The sequence below is a fragment of the Streptomyces spirodelae genome, from assembly GCF_017676385.1.
In the GTDB taxonomy this organism is placed as follows: Bacteria; Actinomycetota; Actinomycetes; order Streptomycetales; family Streptomycetaceae; genus Streptomyces; species Streptomyces spirodelae.
On sequence record NZ_JAFFZN010000014.1, the window covers coordinates 148662 to 166162 of the forward strand.

Annotated in this window: 12 protein-coding genes; 7 read left to right on the plus strand and 5 right to left on the minus strand. The window is 70.2% G+C overall.

What is annotated here, in order from left to right; genetic code table 11:
- Positions 1-170: 170 nt before the first annotated feature.
- Positions 171-1343, minus strand: coding sequence for an aldose epimerase family protein (locus tag JW592_RS16975; protein WP_209265950.1), 1173 nt, complete (start codon positions 1341-1343; stop codon positions 171-173).
- 295 nt (positions 1344-1638) lie between these two features.
- On the opposite strand from JW592_RS16975, the gene JW592_RS16980 reads away from it, so the two are divergent.
- Positions 1639-2472 carry an SAM-dependent methyltransferase gene (locus JW592_RS16980; protein WP_209265951.1) on the plus strand — a complete coding sequence of 278 codons (834 nt, stop codon included), beginning with the start codon at positions 1639-1641 and terminating at the stop codon, positions 2470-2472.
- Positions 2473-2496: 24 nt separating this feature from the next.
- Here JW592_RS16980 and JW592_RS16985 read toward each other — a convergent pair whose 3' ends face one another.
- Both JW592_RS16985 and JW592_RS16990 read right to left on the minus strand, forming a co-directional pair.
- Positions 2497-2853 carry a hypothetical protein gene (locus JW592_RS16985; RefSeq protein WP_209265952.1) on the minus strand — a complete coding sequence of 119 codons (357 nt, stop codon included), beginning with the start codon at positions 2851-2853 and terminating at the stop codon, positions 2497-2499.
- Positions 2854-2951: 98 nt separating this feature from the next.
- Positions 2952-4757, minus strand: a complete 1806-nt coding sequence (locus JW592_RS16990) for a thiamine pyrophosphate-requiring protein (RefSeq protein WP_209265953.1) — start codon at positions 4755-4757, stop codon at positions 2952-2954.
- Positions 4758-4993: 236 nt separating this feature from the next.
- Between JW592_RS16990 and JW592_RS16995 the strand changes: the two genes are divergently transcribed.
- From JW592_RS16995 to ctaF, 4 genes are all read left to right on the plus strand, one after another.
- Positions 4994-6145 (plus strand): enolase C-terminal domain-like protein, encoded by a 1152-nt coding sequence (locus JW592_RS16995; protein WP_209265990.1) that lies wholly within the window; start codon positions 4994-4996, stop codon positions 6143-6145.
- Positions 6146-6228: 83 nt separating this feature from the next.
- On the plus strand, positions 6229-9387 hold the full coding sequence (locus tag JW592_RS17000; RefSeq protein WP_209265954.1) for an FAD-binding and (Fe-S)-binding domain-containing protein: 3159 nt from the start codon (positions 6229-6231) through the stop codon (positions 9385-9387).
- 280 nt (positions 9388-9667) lie between these two features.
- On the plus strand, positions 9668-11383 hold the full coding sequence (gene ctaD, locus JW592_RS17005; RefSeq protein WP_209265955.1) for an aa3-type cytochrome oxidase subunit I: 1716 nt from the start codon (positions 9668-9670) through the stop codon (positions 11381-11383).
- Entirely contained in the window at positions 11383-11772 is a 390-nt protein-coding gene (ctaF, locus tag JW592_RS17010; protein ID WP_209265956.1) for an aa3-type cytochrome oxidase subunit IV, read from the plus strand. The genes ctaD and ctaF overlap by 1 nt, the downstream gene beginning before the upstream one ends.
- On the opposite strand, the gene qcrB is transcribed toward ctaF, so the two are convergent.
- Entirely contained in the window at positions 11717-13414 is a 1698-nt protein-coding gene (gene qcrB, locus JW592_RS17015; RefSeq protein WP_209265957.1) for a cytochrome bc1 complex cytochrome b subunit, read from the minus strand. The two genes, ctaF and qcrB, sit on opposite strands and share 56 nt — an antisense overlap.
- Positions 13415-13593: 179 nt before the next feature.
- Complete coding sequence (locus JW592_RS17020) at positions 13594-14010, minus strand: CBS domain-containing protein (RefSeq protein WP_209265958.1); 417 nt, start codon at positions 14008-14010, stop codon at positions 13594-13596.
- A gap of 166 nt (positions 14011-14176) precedes the next feature.
- On the opposite strand from JW592_RS17020, the gene JW592_RS17025 reads away from it, so the two are divergent.
- Together JW592_RS17025 and JW592_RS17030 are read left to right on the plus strand one after the other, a co-directional pair.
- Positions 14177-15112: a Rieske (2Fe-2S) protein gene (locus JW592_RS17025; RefSeq protein WP_209265959.1), complete on the plus strand. Its 936-nt coding sequence runs from the start codon at positions 14177-14179 to the stop codon at positions 15110-15112.
- Positions 15113-15235: 123 nt separating this feature from the next.
- Positions 15236-17485, plus strand: coding sequence for a catalase (locus JW592_RS17030; RefSeq protein ID WP_209265960.1), 2250 nt, complete (start codon positions 15236-15238; stop codon positions 17483-17485).
- Positions 17486-17501: the final 16 nt, after the last annotated feature.

Genomic DNA, 17501 nt, shown 5'->3' on the forward strand with positions numbered 1-17501 from the left:
CCAGCGGGGATGTGCGGTGCGAGCGGGCCTCCTAAGTGAGGCGAGCCTAACTTAGCCGGACCTTATCTCACGGTCCAGCCACCTCGTGCCCCCGGTGACGACCGTCACCGTCCCGGTCCGTCACCTCTGCGCGGCTGCCACCGTCCCGGTCGTACACCTCTGCGCGGCTGTCACCTGTCGATGCCGAAGGAGTACACCGTCGAGGACCGGTAGGTCTGTCCGGGGCGCAGCACGGTCGAGGGGAAGCCGGGCTGGTTCGGTGAGTCCGGGAAGTGCTGCGTCTCCAGGCAGAAGCCGTCGCCCGCCCGGTAGATCCGGCCGGAGCTGCCCTTGAGGGTGCCGTCGAGGAAGTTTCCGCTGTAGAACTGCAGCCCCGGCTCGGTCGTGGCGACCCGCATGATCCGGCCCGACCCGGGCTCGCTCACCGTCACCACGTGCCGTGGCTTGCCGGTGATGCCCTTGTCGAGGACGAAATTGTGGTCGTATCCCTGGCCGCGCAGGATCTGCTGGTGGCCCTCGCGCAGGTCCTTGCCGATCGGCTTGCCGTGCCGGAAGTCGAATGGCGTCCCGGCGACCCGCGCCAGCGTGCCCGTCGGAATGAGGGTGGCGTCGACGGGGGTGTAACGGGAGGCGGCGATGCGCAGCGCGTGGTCCTCGATGCTGCCGCTGCCCTCACCGGCGAGGTTGAAGTAGGTGTGATTGGTGAGGTTGACGACGGTGGCCTTGTCCGTCGTCGCCTCGTAGTCGATGCGCAGCTCGCCGCGCGGTGTGAGGAGGTAGCGGACCCGGGTGCGCAGCGTGCCGGGGTAGCCCATCTCGCCGTCCTTGCTGACGTACCGCAGCGTGAGGCCGACGTCGCCGCCGCTGCGGTAGGGCTGGACGTCCCACACCCGCTTGTCGAAGCCCTCGGTGCCGCCGTGCAGGCTGTTGGGTCCGTCGTTGGCCGGCAGCTGGTAGACCGTGCCGTCCAGTGTGAACTTCGCGCCCGCTATGCGGTTGCCATAGCGGCCGATCAGGGCTCCGAAGTAGGGGCTGTCGGCCACGTAGTCGTCGAGCGAGTCGAAGCCGAGCGACACGTTCGCGGTCCGGCCCCGCCGGTCGGGGACCTCCAGGGACTGGACGATCCCGCCGTAGGAGAGCACGCGCAGCCGGATGCCGCCGCCCGACAGCGTCCACCGGTCGACGCGGTCGCCATTGTCCAGGGTGCCGAAGTGCTCCCGCCGCGGGGGGCGGTGGCCGTTGCTCCGGTCGGTGCGGGGGGCGGCCGTGGCCGCCGTGGTGGTGGCGGCCGCGGCCGCGATACCGGTGGTGGCTGCCAGGAGGGTGCGTCTGCTCGTGGTCATCGGTGCGGTGTCTCCTCGGCCTGGGTGTTCGATATTTCGTTCACCGTTCGATTAGGCGGCACCAGTGAAAGGGCCCGCCTGCGGGCTGTCAACACCTCCGACCGCCGCGGTTCGCACCCCGCGCGCTCATCGACCCCGTCCGCGCCGACCCTCAGTCGTCGAGCCCCCGGACCCGTGCTTCCGGGAGGCTCTGGATTTCAAACACCGTGTGTACGAAAGTAGTTGTCCTCCGCAGGCCGCATATGACAGGCCAGGACACGTTCGTGCTCACACCGTTGACCAGGAGCCGCCGCAAATGAGCCACCAGATGCCCGAGTCGACCGGAGCCAAGGCACACTCGGCCCGGATGTACGACTACTTCCTCGGGGGCAAGACCAACTACGGTCCGGACCGCCAGGCCGCGGCGCAGACGATGGCCGCCTTCCCCAATGTGCTGACCGCGGCACGGGAGAACCGCGAGTTCATGCACCGCGCTGTCCGCTACCTCGCCCGTGAGCAGGGCATCCGGCAGTTCCTGGACATCGGCACCGGCATTCCCAGCGCCCCCAACCTGCACCAGGTCGCCCAGCGGGAGGACCCCGCCTGCCGGGTCGTCTACGCCGACAACGACCCCATCGTGCTCTCCTACGCGCGGGCCCTGATGAGCGGCACCCCCGAGGGCGCAACCGACTACATCGAGGCCGACGCCCGCGACCCCAAGCGCATCCTCGACCACGCGCGCGGCACCCTCGACTTCGACCGACCCGTCGGCGTCTCCCTCGTCGCGCTGCTGCACTTCATCGCCGACGCCGATGATCCGCAGGGCATCGTCGGCACCCTGGTGGACGCGCTCGCGCCGGGCAGCGCCCTGGTGGTCTCCCACGGCACCGACGAGCTGGACACCACCCTGCGCAAGGTCGTGGAGATCTACGCCGCGCAGGGCATCACCGTGCAGCTGCGCGGCACCGAGGACGTCCGCGAGCTGTTCACCGCCACCGGCCTCACCCTGATCGAGCCGGGCATCGTGGCCACCTGTGACTGGCACCCGGAGATGGCCGACAGCCAGGACGGCATGCGCCGCCCGTCCGGCTCGATCACTCCCGAGGAGGTCGGCTGCTGGGCGGCGGTGGGCCTCAAGCCACAGGCGTGACCGAACACGCGGAGGCGGGCCTGCTCACAGCAGATCGACGACGCTGGGCGGGGCGAAGAGATGGCGGGCGCGGTGCTCCAGGACGAACCGCTGGGGCAGGTGGATCATCTCCGGCGAGGTGCACTTGGCGCACGCCGGGTCCTGCGCGGGGATGTCCTCCGTGTGCTCGGTGGCCAGATGCTCGGCGAGCCGGATCTGGCTGGTGAGGACCGTGTCGAACGGGTCGCAGTCGAACGACGGTCCGTATTCCTCGCGCGCGGCGTTGGTCACCTCGCAGGCGTGCTTCATCGCCTTGTACAGCTCGATGCACTTCTCGCACCCCCACATCCACACGGGAGGGAGCGGCCAGGCGTCGGCGGGGTCGGCGTCCCTGTCGTCCATGCGTTCACGCTAGCGACCTGACGGCAACCCGTCAGGAAGACCGCCGAATTGGCCGGGGCCGGGGCAGCGCCCCGGCCCCGGCCAATTCGGTTACCCGCTCAGTCGTGCTTGCGGCCGGGCAGGTTCTCATAGACCTCCGTCAACTTCTGGCGGAAGCCCCGGGTCGCGATCCCGGTGCGTTCGGGATCGCGAATACCCGCCTTGACGGCCTTCTTGCCCTGCTCCTTCATGATGTGCGGCGGGATCGGGGCGATCTCGTTGTCGACGACGAACTCCAGGACGACCGGGCGGTCGGAGGCCAGCGCCTCCTGCCAGGCGGAGGTGACCTTCTTCGGGTCGTCGCAGCGGATGCCGTGCAGCCCGGCCAGCTCCGCGTATTCGGCGTAGGGGAAGTCCGGGATGAACTGGGAGCCCGGGTACTTGGGATCGCCGCCCATGGCGCGCTGCTCCCAGGTGACCTGGTTGAGGTCCTGGTTGTTGAGCACGCAGAAGATCAACGGCGGCGAGCCGGCCATCCGGTCGGCGTAGCGCTTGACGGTGATCATCTCGTTCATGCCGTTCATCTGGAAGGCGCCGTCCCCGACGAAGGCGATCACCGGCCGGTCCGGGTAGGCGAACCGCGCCGCGATGGCATACGGCACGCCGGGACCCATGGTGGCCAGCGTGCCGGACAGCGACGCCTGCATACCCTTGCGCAGCTTGATGTGGCGGGCCCACCAGTTGGTGGCCGAGCCGGAGTCCGCGGTGAGGATGGCGCCGTCCGGCAGCAGCGAGGAGACCTCGTGCGCCACGGCCTGCGGGTTGATCTTGCCGTCGAAGGTCTGCGCGGCGCGCTTGTCCAGGACGGTGTTCCAGGCGCGGACGTTCTCCTCGATCTTCTCCCGCCAGGAGCGGTCCTCCTTGCGGTTGAGCAGCGGGATCAGCTCCTTGAGCGTCTCCTTGGCGTCACCGACCACATGGGCGTCCATGGGGTAGCGGATGCCGATCATCCGGCCGTCGATATCGATCTCGACGCCCTTGCAGCTGCCCTCGTCCGGCAGCCATTCGGCGTACGGGAAGCTGGTCCCGATCATGAACAGGGTGTCACAGTTCATGATCATCTCGTCGCTGGCCTTGCTGCCCAGCAGTCCGACAGGCCCTGTGACGAACGGCAGCTCGTCCGGGACGGCCTCCCGGCCCAGCAGCGCCTTGGCGATCCCGGCCCCCAGCAGCTCGGCGGCCTCCACCACCTCGGCCTCGGCGTGCGCCGCCCCCTGGCCGATCATGATGGCGACCTTCTGCCCTTCGTTGAGGATGTCGGCCGCCTTGCGCAGCTCCTCCTTGTTGGGCAGGATTCGCGGCTGGCTCCAGCCGACGCTGGAGTAGACGGAGCCGTGGGTCTTGGGCGGCGAGGGCTGTGCCTCCGCCTCCTGGATGTCCTCCGGAATGATGATCGTGGCGACCGAGCGCGTCGTCAGCGCCGTCTTGAACGCGCGGTCGATCACGTGCCGCACCTGCCCCGGGTGCATACAGACCTGGCAGAACTCCGACACATCGGCGAAGAGCTGCTCCAGGGCGACTTCCTGCTGGTAGTGGGTGCCCTGCGCGAGCCGCTTCTGCTGCCCGACGACCGCCACCACCGGCTGATGGTCCAGCTTCGCGTCGTAGAGGCCGTTGAGCAGGTGGATCGCGCCGGGTCCCGAGGTGGCGGCGCAGACCCCGACATCCCCGGTGAACTTGGCGTGCCCGCACGCCATGAACGCGGCCATCTCCTCGTGCCGGGTCTGGACGAACTCCGGATCACCCTTGGCGCGGTCGAAAGCGCCCAGCATGCCGTTGATGCCGTCGCCGGGGTACCCGTAGACCCGGTGCACGCCCCATTCGCGGAGGCGTGAGAGAACGAAGTCGGCTACTTGCTGCGCCATTGGTACTCCCATTTCACAGGTCGACGCGACGGTCCCGGCCCGGGTCCCACGACCGGGGCACCCGCAAACGCGCCGCAGCTCAGCAGTGCCCACCCGTTTCACCGACCCCCCGCGAGGTACCCATGACCGCGCGCGAGGCACACGGCTGACCGCGCGCGACCACACGGCGCCAGGCGAGCGGAAGGGGACGGCGGACGGTGACCTCCTCAGGGGCAGCACAGGGGGCAACACAGCAGCTGGCCGCACCTGGCCGGCACGTGGCCGCATCCGGCCGGGTGGCGGTGGATGAGCTGACCGTCCACGCCTTTCAGGTGCCCACCGACGGCCCAGACGGTGCGGAGGAGGACGGCACCCTGCGCTGGGAGGCCACCACGGCCGTCGTCGTGGAGGCGCACGCCGGACCGTTCACCGGAACGGGCTACACCTACGGTGACGAGTCGCTCGCCGGGTTCATCGCCGCCAAGCTCGCCCCGGTGGTGCGGGGCGGCGATGTGTTCGCGCCGGCGGCCCTGTGGCACCGGATGTTCGCCGCCATCCGCAACGCGGGCCGGCCGGGGCCCGGCGCCATGGCCGTCTCCGCCGTCGACATCGCCCTGTGGGATCTCAAGGCGCGGCTGCTGGGACTGCCGCTGTACCAGCTCCTGCCCGCCCTCCACGACGAGGTGCCCGTCTACGGCAGCGGCGGCTTCACCAACTACTCCATCGGCCGGCTCACCGAACAGCTCTCCGACTGGGTGCGCGAGTGCATCCCGCGGGTCAAGCTGAAGATCTCCCGTCACCCCGACCGGGACCCGGCACGCCTGGCCGCGGTACGCGAGGCCGTCGGCCCCGGGACGGAGCTGTACACCGACGCCAACGGAGCCCTGAACCGCAAGGAAGCCCTCTACTGGGCGCGGCGGCTGGCCGAGGAGTGGGACGTGCGGTGGCTGGAGGAGCCGGTCAGCTCCGACGACACCCCGGGCCTGCGGCTGCTGCGCGACCAGGGCCCCGGACGGCTGGAGATCGCGGCGGGGGAGTACGGCTTCGTACTGGGCGACTTCACGGCGCTGCTGGAGGCGGGGGCCGTGGACTGCCTGCAGGCGGACGTCACGCGCTGTGGCGGCATCACGGGGCTGCTCCAGGTCGCCGGTCTGACCGCGGCCCACCGTGTCGACCTGTCGGCGCACTGCGCCCCGGCGGTCTCGGCCCACGCTTTCTGTGCCGTCGAGCGGCTCCGTCACCTGGAGTACTTCCATGACCACGTCCGGGTCGAGGAACTGCTGTTCGACGGCATCCAGCGGCCGGTCGACGGCGTGCTGCGCCCCGCGCGGGACCGGCCGGGTCTCGGCCTCGAAGTGCGGTGGACGGACGCCGAACCGTACCGCGTCCACGGCCACCGCCCCGGCTGAGCGCGCCATCGATCCGCCCGGCGACCCGCCCCGAGCCAGCCACCCGACCGAACGTGTCCGAACGCGACCGAAGGCGACCCGCAATGGCCAACACCCACCGCACCCGCACCGCCACCGGTTCCCGTACGGAGGAGGTCCCCGCCAAGACCACGCCCGCGGTGGCGGGGCCGCCCCGCGCGCGCCGAGTGATCGCGGCCGGAAAGCTGGCCAAGGCACTGGGCAAGGCGATCGAGGGCGAGGTCCGCTTCGACACCGCCGCCAAGGGGCTGTACGCCCACGACGCCTCCAACTTCCGCCAGGTGCCCATCGGTGTCGTGGTGCCCAGGACCCTCGACGACGTGGTCGCCACCCACCGGATCTGCCACGAGTACGGCGCGCCCGTCCTGAACCGCGGCGGAGGCACCAGCCTGTCCGGTGAAACCGTCAACTACGCCGTGGTCATCGACCACTCCAAGTACCTCACCCGTATCGGCGAGGTGGATGCCGCGCAGCGGCTCGTCACCGTGGAGCCCGGGGTCATCAACGAGGAGCTCAACCGGCACACCGGCGCCTGGAACCTGGTCTTCGGCCCCGACCCCTCGACCCACTCCCGCTGCGTCATCGGCGGGAACATCGGCAACAACTCCTGCGGCATCCACTCCGTGCAGTCCCAGCTGTACGGGCCGGGACCGCGCACCTCCGACAATGTGGAAGCGCTGGAGATCGTCACCTACGCCGGCGACCGCTTCTGGGTGGGTGTCGACGAGGAGAAGGACCTGGAGTCGATCACCGCCGCCGGGGGGCCCAAGGGCGAGATCTACGCCAAGCTCCGGGACCTGCGCGACCGGTACGCCGACGCCATCCGCGCCGGCTTCCCCTCGGTGGCCGAGATGCCCCGCCGGGTTTCCGGCTACAACCTGGACGAACTGCTGCCCGAGAACGGCTTCAACGTGGCCCGCGCCCTGGTCGGCACTGAGTCCACCTGCGCCACCGTCCTCCAGGCCCAGATGAAGCTCACCCCGGCGCTGCTGGAGCGGTCACTCGTGGTCGTCGAGTACGACCAGATCGCCGCGGCCGCCGTGGACGCCGACATCTGCACCCGCACCTTCCGCCCGATCGGCCTGGAAGCCCTGGACGAACAGCTCATCCAGGACCAGAAGCTCCAGCACATGAACCTCGCCTCCCTCCAACAGCTCCCCAGGCAGGGCGGCGCCGCCTGGCTACTCGTCGAGTTCGGCGCCGACACCAAACAGGAGGCGCGCGCACAGGCCGAACGGTTCGCCGCCTGGCTGACCAAGGAACGCGGCTACGCACCCGACCGGATCACCACCAGCGACGAGGACGAGGAGCAGGCGCAGAACCTGTGGAAGGTCCGCGAGAGCGGGCTGGGCGCCACCGCCTTCCCGCCCGACGGCGACCACTGGCCGGGCTGGGAGGACTCCGCCGTACCACCGGCCAGGCTCGGCGAATACGTCACGGCCCTGCGCTCCCTGCTCGACAAGCACGGACTGCGCGGCGCGATGTACGGGCACTTCGCACAGGGCTGCGTCCACTCCAGGATCAGCTTCGATCTGCTCTCCGCCGAGGGCGTGGCAGGCTACCGCGCCTTCATGGAGGAGGCCGCCGACCTCGTCACCTCCATGGGAGGCTCGCTATCCGGCGAACACGGCGACGGGCAGCAGCGCGGCGAGCTGCTGGAGCGGCAGTACGGCAGCGAGCTGGTGCAGGCCATGCGCGAGTTCAAGCAGATCTGGGACCCCGAGGCCAGGATGAACCCGGGCAAGGTCGTGGACGCCTACCGGCTGGACGAGGACCTGCGGCTGGGCTCCGGCTTCAACCCCCCGCGGCCCGACGTCAAGTTCGCCTACGCCGAGGACAACGGCGACTTCGCCCACGCCGGCCTGCGCTGCGTGGGCATCGGCGCCTGCCGTGTGCCGGACGCCTCCCAGGGCCAGACCATGTGCCCCAGCTACCAGGTCACCCGCGAGGAGGAGCACACCACCCGCGGCCGGGCCCGGCTGCTGCACGAGATGCTGCGCGGCGAGACCGTCGAGGACGGCTGGCAGTCCAAGGAGGTCTACGACGCGCTCGACCTGTGCCTGGCCTGCAAGGGCTGCACCAACGACTGCCCGGTCAACGTCGACATGCCCACCTACAAGGCCGAGTTCCTGTACCACCACTTCAAATCGGCCCGCAGGTGGCGCCCGCGCCACGCCTACGCGTTCGGCTTCATCGACCAGGCGTCCCGCCTCGCCTCCCGGCTGCCGGAGGCCGCCAACCTGGTCACCCACGCCCCACTCCTGGGCCGGATCGCCAAGCTCGTCGCCGGTATCGACCGGCGCAGGCCGCTTCCGGCGTTCGCGCCGATGACACTCCAGCGGTGGTTTCGGCAGCGCGGCGGCACCGCCAACCCGGGCGGCCGCCCCGTCGTCCTCTTCCCCGACACCTTCAACAACTACTTCGACACGGACGTCGGCGTCGCCTGCGTGGAGGCCATCGAGGCCGCCGGATGGCGGGTCGTCATGCCCGAGCAGCACGTGTGCTGCGGGCGGCCGCTCTACGACTACGGCTTCCTGGACGCCGCCGAACGCTATCTGCACTCCGTCCTGGACGCGCTCCGCCCGCACCTGCGTGCCGACACCCCCGTCGTCGGCATGGAACCCAGCTGCCTGGCCGTCTTCAAGGACGAGTTGACCAAGCTGCTCCCACACGACAACGACGCCAGGCGGCTGGCCGCCAACGCCCACCACTTCGCCGAGTTCTTCGACACCTACGGCATCACACCGCCCCGGCTGGACGGCGCCGGGCCCGCACTGCTGTGGGTCCACTGCCACCAGCGCGCCACCGGCGGGACCGCAGCCGACCGCAAGCTGCTGGAGCAACTCGGCGTCCAGGCCGCGGACCTGGCAGGCGGCTGCTGCGGACTGGCCGGGTCCTGGGGGTTCGAACAGGGCAAGTACGGCATCTCCATGGACTGCGGTGAACAGGCGCTGCTGCCCGCAGTCCGCGACGCGGACCCTGGCACCACGGTGGTGGCCAACGGGTTCTCCTGCAAGACCCAGCTGGGCGCAGCGGGCCTGGACACCGATCCTGTGCACCTCGCCGAACTGGTCCGCCGCGCCTATCGAGCTGACGCGGAGCCGACCGCGAAACCCGCACCGTCCTGGTACCGGCGCGCCGCCCGCCTCGCGGCACCGGCCGCGGCGGCCGTCGGCGCGGCAGCACTCGTCGCGGGCGCCGGCCGAACGCGGCGGTTGCGGTGAACCCTTTGCCGCCGGTCACGCATCGTCGTGGGTGCTCGCCGTCGCGGCGGAAACATCAACGGGGGCTCCGCCCCCGCACCCCCGGCCCGGGGAGGGCCGGAAGCCCCGGCTCCTTACCCGAGGCGGGCGACGGCCGATGCCCCAGCCCTTACCGGGGCGGCGGGGGCGGAGCCCCCGCATCCATGTCCGCCGCTACGGCGGCCAGCCACGACGAAACAGGGTTCGGCGGAAGACACGGCGGACCCAGCAACAACGTTCGGCCGACCCAAGCGGAGGCGCCATGGTGCTGCGATGGTTGACGACGACCGACCACAAGGTGATCGGCAACCTCTACCTCGTCACATCTTTCTGTTTCTTCCTCGCCGCCGGCGCCATGGCCCTGGTGATGCGGACCGAGCTGGCACACCCCGGTATGCAGGTCGTCTCCAAGGGGGAGTACAACCAGCTGTTCACCGTGCACGGCACCATCATGATGCTGCTGTTCGCCACCCCGCTGTTCGCGGGGTTCGCCAACGCCATCATGCCGCTGCAGATCGGGGCGCCCGATGTGGCCTTTCCCCGGCTGAACGCCTTCACCTACTGGGTGTACCTCTTCGGCGGGCTGATGGTGGTCGGCGGCTTTCTGACCCCCAGCGGCGCAGCGGACTTCGGCTGGTTCGCGTACGCGCCGCTGAACGGGCCCGAGTACACCCCCGGTACGGGCGGTGACCTGTGGACCATGGGGCTGTCCGTGGCCGGGCTGAGCACCATCCTGGGCGCCGTCAACTTCATCACCACCATCATCTGTCTGCGCGCCCCGGGCATGACGATGTTCCGGATGCCGCTGTTCACCTGGAACGTGCTGTTCACATCGATCCTGGCGCTGTTCGCGTTCCCCGTGCTGTCGGCCGCGCTGCTGGCGCTGGAGGCTGACCGCAAGTTCGGCAGCCATATCTTCGACCCGTCCAACGGCGGCGCCATCCTGTGGCAGCACCTGTTCTGGTTCTTCGGGCACCCGGAGGTCTACATCGTGGCACTGCCGTTCTTCGGCGTCGTCAGCGAGATCCTTCCGGTCTTCAGCAGAAAGCCGCTGTTCGGCTACCTCGGGCTGGTCGGTGCCACGGCGACCATCACCATGCTCTCCGCCGTCGTCTGGGCGCACCACATGTTCGCGACGGGCGCCGTACTGCTGCCGTTCTTCTCCCTGATGTCCTTCCTGATCGCCGTGCCCACCGGGGTGAAGTTCTTCAACTGGATCGGCACCATGTGGAAGGGCTCGCTGAGTTTCGAGACGCCGATGCTGTGGGCCATCGGCTTCCTGGTCACCTTCCTGCTCGGCGGCCTCAGCGGCGTGCTGATCGCCTCCCCGCCGCTGGACTTCCACACGACGGACAGCTATTTCATCGTCGCCCATCTGCACTACGTGCTCTTCGGCACCGTTGTCTTCGCCATGTTCGGCGGCTTCTACTTCTGGTGGCCGAAGCTGACCGGGCGGATGCTGGGGGAACGCCTCGGCAAGGTGCACTTCTGGCTGACGCTGATCGGCTTCCAGGTCACGTTCCTGGTGCAGCACTGGCTCGGCGCCGAGGGCATGCCCCGCCGGTACGCCGACAATCTGCCCGCGGACGGTTTCACGGCGCTCAACATGGTCTCCACGATCGGCGCGTTCACCCTGGGGGTCTCCACCCTGGTCTTCCTCTACAACGTGTGGTGGACGACCACGCACACCGAGAAGGTCACCGAGGACGACCCCTGGGGCTTCGGACGCTCCCTGGAGTGGGCGACCTCCTGCCCGCCGCCCCGCCACAACTTCACGGCCCTGCCCACCATCCGCTCCGACTCCCCGGCCTTCTGGCTGCACCACCCCGAGGCCGAGGAGGAGGTGGCGATCGTGGCACCCGGCGCGCCCGAGAGCACCGGGGTGCGCCCCGGGCCTCCTGACTCGTCGGTGGACCTGGCGGCGCCGCCCACGAAGGACACCGACCCCCGGCATCCGTCCGACAAGGGGAGTGCCTGATGAAGCTCGAAGCCATGCTCTTCGCGGGCGTCTCGCTCTTCTTCGCCTGCGTCACCATTCCGTACGCGCTGTACGGCGACGACCCAGCCGGGACTGCCGCGGTACTGATCGCGTGTCTGATGGCCGCGCTGGTCTCGTTCTTCCTCACGGTGCAGTACAAGCGCCGGGGCACCCGGCCCGAGGACCGCCTGACGGGGGAGATCCACGAACGGGGCGGCCCGCTGGGCTTCTTCCCGGCAGGCAGCCCCTACCCGGTGCTGACCGCGCTGGGCGTTGCGGTGACCGGCACCGGCACCGTGTTCGGGCTGTGGCTGGCCCTGATCGGTGCAGGACTCACCGGCGCCGGAGTGTTCGGCTTCGTTTTCCAGTACGCGCGGACCGATCACTGACCGTACGGCCTTCGCGCTGTTCGGCCCGCAGCCCCGAGACGGCGGTCTGTGCGCGCCGGCGGTGGTGGGGGACGGCGCGCCACTGCCGGGCCGGTGAGTCCTGGTAGTACCAGCGGCTGAGCGCGGCGCGCAGCCGGGCGGAGCGACCGGCCGACGGGTCCGTCTCGACCGGGTGGGGGAAGCGCTGGGCGGTCAGCCGGAACGTCTCCGCCTGCGGCAGCGGTTCGTGGTCGGCGCTGAAGGTGCCCTCCACGGACTGCCGCACATGGCTGGTCTCCTCGCCCTCGGTCACGCGCTGGGCGTCCCGGTTCTGCAGGGCCAGGCACAGCCGTTTCGTCAGCACGAACGCCAGCGGCGGGCCCACCACCAGTGCGACGCGGAACGCCCAGGTCAGTCTGTTCAGCGAGATGTCGAAGGTGAACGCCAGGACGTCGTTGCCGCCCGCCAGCAGCAGCACGCCGTAGAAGGTGATCCCGGCGACGCCCAGCGCGGTGCGCACAGGCCGGTTCCGGGGCCGGTCGCACACGTGCGGCGTCTCCTCGCCGCCGGTGATCCACTGCTCGAACAACGGGTACGCGTACAGAACCAGGAACAGCAGCGCCGGCAGGATGACGGCCGGCACCAGCACGTTCCACATCAGCGTATGGCCGAACAGGGTCGTCTCGAACGGCGGCATCAGCCGCAGCGACCCCTCCAGGAAGCCGACGTACCAGTCCGGCTGGGCGGCCGTGGAGACCTGACTGGGGTTGTAGGGGCCGTAGTTCCAGACGGGGTTGATCTGCGCGACGGCGCCCAGAATCCCCAGCACCCCCGCGACCATGAAGAACAGTCCGCTGGAGCGGGCGGCGAACTGGGGCATCAGCGCGTGGCCCACCACGTTCTTGTTGGTCCTGCCGGGGCCGCTCCAGTGCGTGTGCTGGAGGACGACCACCAGCAGGAGGTGGAGCACCACCAGCGCGAGCAGCAGCCCGGGGATGAGCAGGATGTGCAGCGGATAGAGCCGGTCGATGATCTCGTGGCCCGGATACTGGCCGCCGAAGACGAACATCACGATGTACGTACCGACCACCGGGATCGAGAGCATGATGCCCTCCGCGATCCGCAGCCCGGTGCCCGAGAGCAGGTCGTCGGGGAGGGAGTACCCCGAGAAGCCCTCGGCGAGCGCCAGCACGAACAGCGTCAGCCCGACGATCCAGTTGATGTCCCGGGGCTTGCGGAAGGCGCCGGTGAAGAAGATCCGCAGCATGTGCACCCCGATGGCGCTCACAAAGACCAGCGCGGCCCAGTGGTGGACCTGACGGACCAGCAGGCCGCCCCGTACCTCGAAGCTGATCTTCAGCGTCGAGGCGTACGCCGCCGACATCGGCTGGCCGCGCAGCGGCCGGTAGGCGCCTTCATAGCGGATCTGCGTCATATCCGCATCGAAGAACAGGGTGAGGTACACCCCCGTCAGCAACAGCACCAGAAAGCTGTACAGAGCCAGTTCCCCGAGCAGGAAGGACCAGTGCTCGGGGAACACCTTACGGATGAGTGCCTTGCCGCCGACCGCCACGGGAAGTCTCCGGTCCGCGGCCTCGAAGCCGCGCTCGGCGGCCTTGCGCAGCGCGGCCCGCCGGGTGGCGCGGGCCCGTGAGTGTGTCATGCGGTCGCCCTCCTCGATGACCGCATACCGCAGTGCCCCGGTCATCCGCGGAACAAACTCACCGGGGCAGACGGCGGCCCCCCGGCCGCGCGCACCGACGCCATGACACCCGTGCGGGGGGCGGAGGGGGCTGAGGGCACGCCGAGCCGACGCGTAGGGCCGGTCCCGGGCCCTCCGGGTCAGTCGGCCGAGAGGGCTTCCACCAGCCGTCCCGTCTCCGGGTGGGGGAGTGAGCGGGCGACATCCGCGAGCGCGACCATCCCGACGAGCTGGTCACCGTCGATCACCGGCAGGCGCCGCACCTGGTGCCGCGACATGGTCTCCAGCACCTCCTCGGCGCTGTCGTCGGCGCCGATGGTGACGGCCTCGGCCTGATTGAGGCTGCCCGCCGGGAAGCTCGCCGGGTCACGTCCCGGCCCCAGCACCTTGACCACCAGGTCGCGGTCGGTGACGACTCCCTTGAGCTTGTTGTCCTTCCCGCAGATGGGCAGAGCGCCCACCCCCAGCTCGGTCATCAGTTCCGCCGCGTCCGCCGCCGTCTGGTCCGTCTGCACACAGTCGGCGCCCGGGGACATGATGTCGCGTGCCGTAGTCATCTCGGCTCCTCTCTGCTCGGTGGACCTCAGCCGGGTCCCCTGGCGGCAGCTGCCGAAACGGGGACGGAAGGCGCGGAAGGGGACTGCGTCCGGCAGGGCTACGCCTGACGGAGTGGTGCGCCGCGCTGACCGTTTGTCGGCGGCCAGGTGTGGCAACCGGAGCGATATGTCCTCCGAAACGTCGTCCAAATCCGCCAAGGTGTCCCAGGCGTTCAAGGCGCCGGCCGCGCAGCCTTCCGCGGCCTCCTCGCTCCCCGCGTGGCTCGACAGGCTGGGCACCCTCCGCGCCCTCGACCCCGCGATCGGCCCCCTGCAGAGCGCCGTCCACAAGTCCCCGCTGAAGGGCATCCGGGACGCACTGCACGGCACCTGGCTGGGGCATCCGCTGCACCCCGCACTGGTGCAGGTGCCCCTCGGGGCCTGGTACTCGGCGGGGCTGCTCGACCTGCTGCCCGGCACCCGCCGCGCCAGCCGGGTGCTGATCGGCACCGGCATCCTGGCCGCGCTCCCCGCGGCTGTCTCGGGCGCCACCGACTGGGCACAGCTGCACAAGCCGCAGCTGCGTACCGGGCTGGTACACGCGGCGGCCAATGTGGCGGCCCTGGGGCTGTACACCGCCTCGCTCGGGGCCCGGGTACGCGGCCGCGAGTGCCGTGGACGGATGCTCGGCTTCGGCGGTCTGGCCATGGCCGGCCTGGGCGGGCTGATCGGCGGTCACCTCGCCTACCGGCAGTCCGCGGGTCCCAACCAGTCCGAACCCGTGCCGTACCTGGTCGGGCCCGGCTGGCACCCGGTGGGCAAGGCGGACAGCTTCCCCGTCGGGCAGGCCGCGAGCGCCTCGCTGGGCGAGGTGAAGTTGCTGGTCTTCCGGGAGCCCTCCGGCACCGTGCGGGTGCTCGCCGACCGGTGTGCCCACCAGTCGGGCCCGCTGTCCGAGGGCACGGTCTCCGACGGCTGTGTGACCTGCCCCTGGCACGGCAGCACCTTTCGGCTCTCGGACGGCTGGAACGTCAGCGGCCCGGCAACGGCACCCCAGCCCAGCTTCCGTACCCGGGTGACGGACGACGGAGTGCTGGAGGTGTGCCTCCCGGAGGCGAACTGAGCGGGTATCACCTTCCCGGCCTGCCCCTGTGGCATCTGCGGTTACTTCCCAGATCTCCCGTTTCGGGGAGAGGTGGTCCGGTTACCCCTGCGGTGGTCCGTCTCTCTCGCTCTTGGAGGTTCCATGGCCGGCCCGACCCACGAGAACAGCAGCGAAGGGGAGCCGTTCATCCCCGGCCGTCCGGCGCCCGAACCGCCCCCCGTCGAGGAGCCGACCACCCCGCGCGAGCCGCTTCCGCCCAAGCAGGACCAGTCGGGCCCGGAGATCTACTCCGCCACCGGCGAGCACGCCGAGGGAGTCGACCCGGCCGTGTGGGCCCAGACGGGTGGCAGGCTCACCACGGCGCAGGGGCTGCGGCTGTACGACACGGACCACTCGCTCAAGGCCGGTGAACGCGGTCCCGTACTGCTCCAGGACCACCATCTGCGGGAGAAGATCACCCACTTCGACCACGAACGCATCCCGGAGCGGGTGGTGCACGCCCGGGGCGCAGCGGCCCACGGCGTCTTCCGCGGCTACGGCACCGCCTCGAGGATCTGCAAGGCGGCCTTCCTCGGCAAGGATGTCGAGACGCCCGTCTTCGTACGGTTCTCCACTGTGCTCGGCTCGCGCGGCTCCGCCGACACGGTGCGCGACACCCGCGGCTTCGCGACGAAGTTCTACACCCCGCAGGGCGTCTTCGACCTGGTCGGCAACAACATCCCGGTCTTCTTCATCCAGGACGCCATCAAGTTCCCCGACGTCATCCACGCCGGAAAGCCGCACCCGGACCGGGAGATCCCGCAGGCGCAGAGCGCGCACGACACCTTCTGGGACTTCGTCTCCCTGCACACCGAGGCCGCCCACCACACCATCTGGAACATGTCCGACCGCGCCATTCCGCGCTCCTTCCGGATGATGGAGGGCTTCGGCGTCCACACCTTCCGGCTGGTCGACGAGCAGGGCGAGACCACCCTGGTGAAGTTCCACTGGAAGCCCAAGCTCGGCGTCCACTCGATGACCTGGGAAGAAGCCCAGATCACCAACGGCGTCGACCCCGACTTCCACCGCCGCGACCTGGCCGACGCCATCGAGGCCGGCGCCTTCCCGGAGTGGGAGCTGGGCATCCAGACCTTCCCCGACACCCCCGAACAGACCTTCGAGGGCATCGACCTGCTCGACCCGACCAAGATCGTGCCCGAGGAGTGGGCGCCGGTACAGCCCATCGGGCTGCTGACGCTCACCGCCAACCCCTCCAACTTCTTCGCCGAGACCGAACAGGTCGCCTTCCACCCCGGCCACCTGGTGCCCGGCATCGACATCACGGACGACCCGCTGCTGGCCGGGCGGCTGTTCTCCTACATCGACACCCAGATCACCCGGCTCGGTGGCCCCAACTTCGCACAGCTGCCCATCAACCGGCCGCACGCGCCGATCAACGACATGACGCGGGACGGTATGCACCAGACGGCGGTGCACAGCGGTGTTGCGGCTTACCGCCCCAACTCGCTCGACGGCGGCTGCCCCTTCCTGGCGGGCGCGGGCGAGGGCGCCTATGTGGAGACTCCGGTCACCGTTCCGCAGGCGTCCAAGGTACGTGCGGCGCCCGCGTCCTTCAGCGACCACACCAGCCACCCGCGGCGCTTCTACCTCAGCCTCAGCCCGGTCGAGCGGGAGCACGTCATCGCCGCCTACACCTTCGAGCTGAGCAAGTGCTACGAGCAGGCCATCAAGGAGCGCCAGCTGCGCGTGCTCGCCGACATCGACCCGGAGCTGTGCGCCGGGGTGGCGGCCGGGCTCGGGCTGCCGGCACCCGAGCCCTCGGGCCCGCTTCCCGATGTGACTCCCAGCCCGGCCCTCTCCCAGCTCGGCCGCACCTGGCCGACCGACGGCCGGGTCATCGGCATCGTCGCGGACGAGACCAGCGATCTGGCGGCGCTCTCCGCGCTGCGCGCCACCGTCCACGGCGCGGGCATGGTCCCGCTCGTCATCGCCCCGCACGGAGGAGAGCTGGCGGGCGCCGGCGGGCCCGTCGTCGTCCAGCGGACCTTCGCCAACGCGCGCTCCGTCGAGTTCGACGCCCTACTGCTCGCGGCAGCGCCTGGCACCGGGAAGGACGCCTACGGGGCCCGCGACGCCAAGGCGGGGCTGCACGCCGGCAGCGGCGGGATCGACCCGCGCGTCCTGCTGCTGGTCTCCGAGGCGTTCCGGCACGCCAAGGCGCTGGGCGCGTGGGGTGACGGAGCCGATGTGCTCGCCGCCGCAGGCTGCCCGCAGGACGCGGCCGGTGTGGTGGTGGCCGACGACCCGCGGTCCGTGTTCGGTCAGATCGCCCAGGCGCTCTCCGAGCACCGTGCCTGGGAGCGCTTCCCCGCGGGCGCGTCCGTGAGCTGACCCGGCGGCCGGGCCC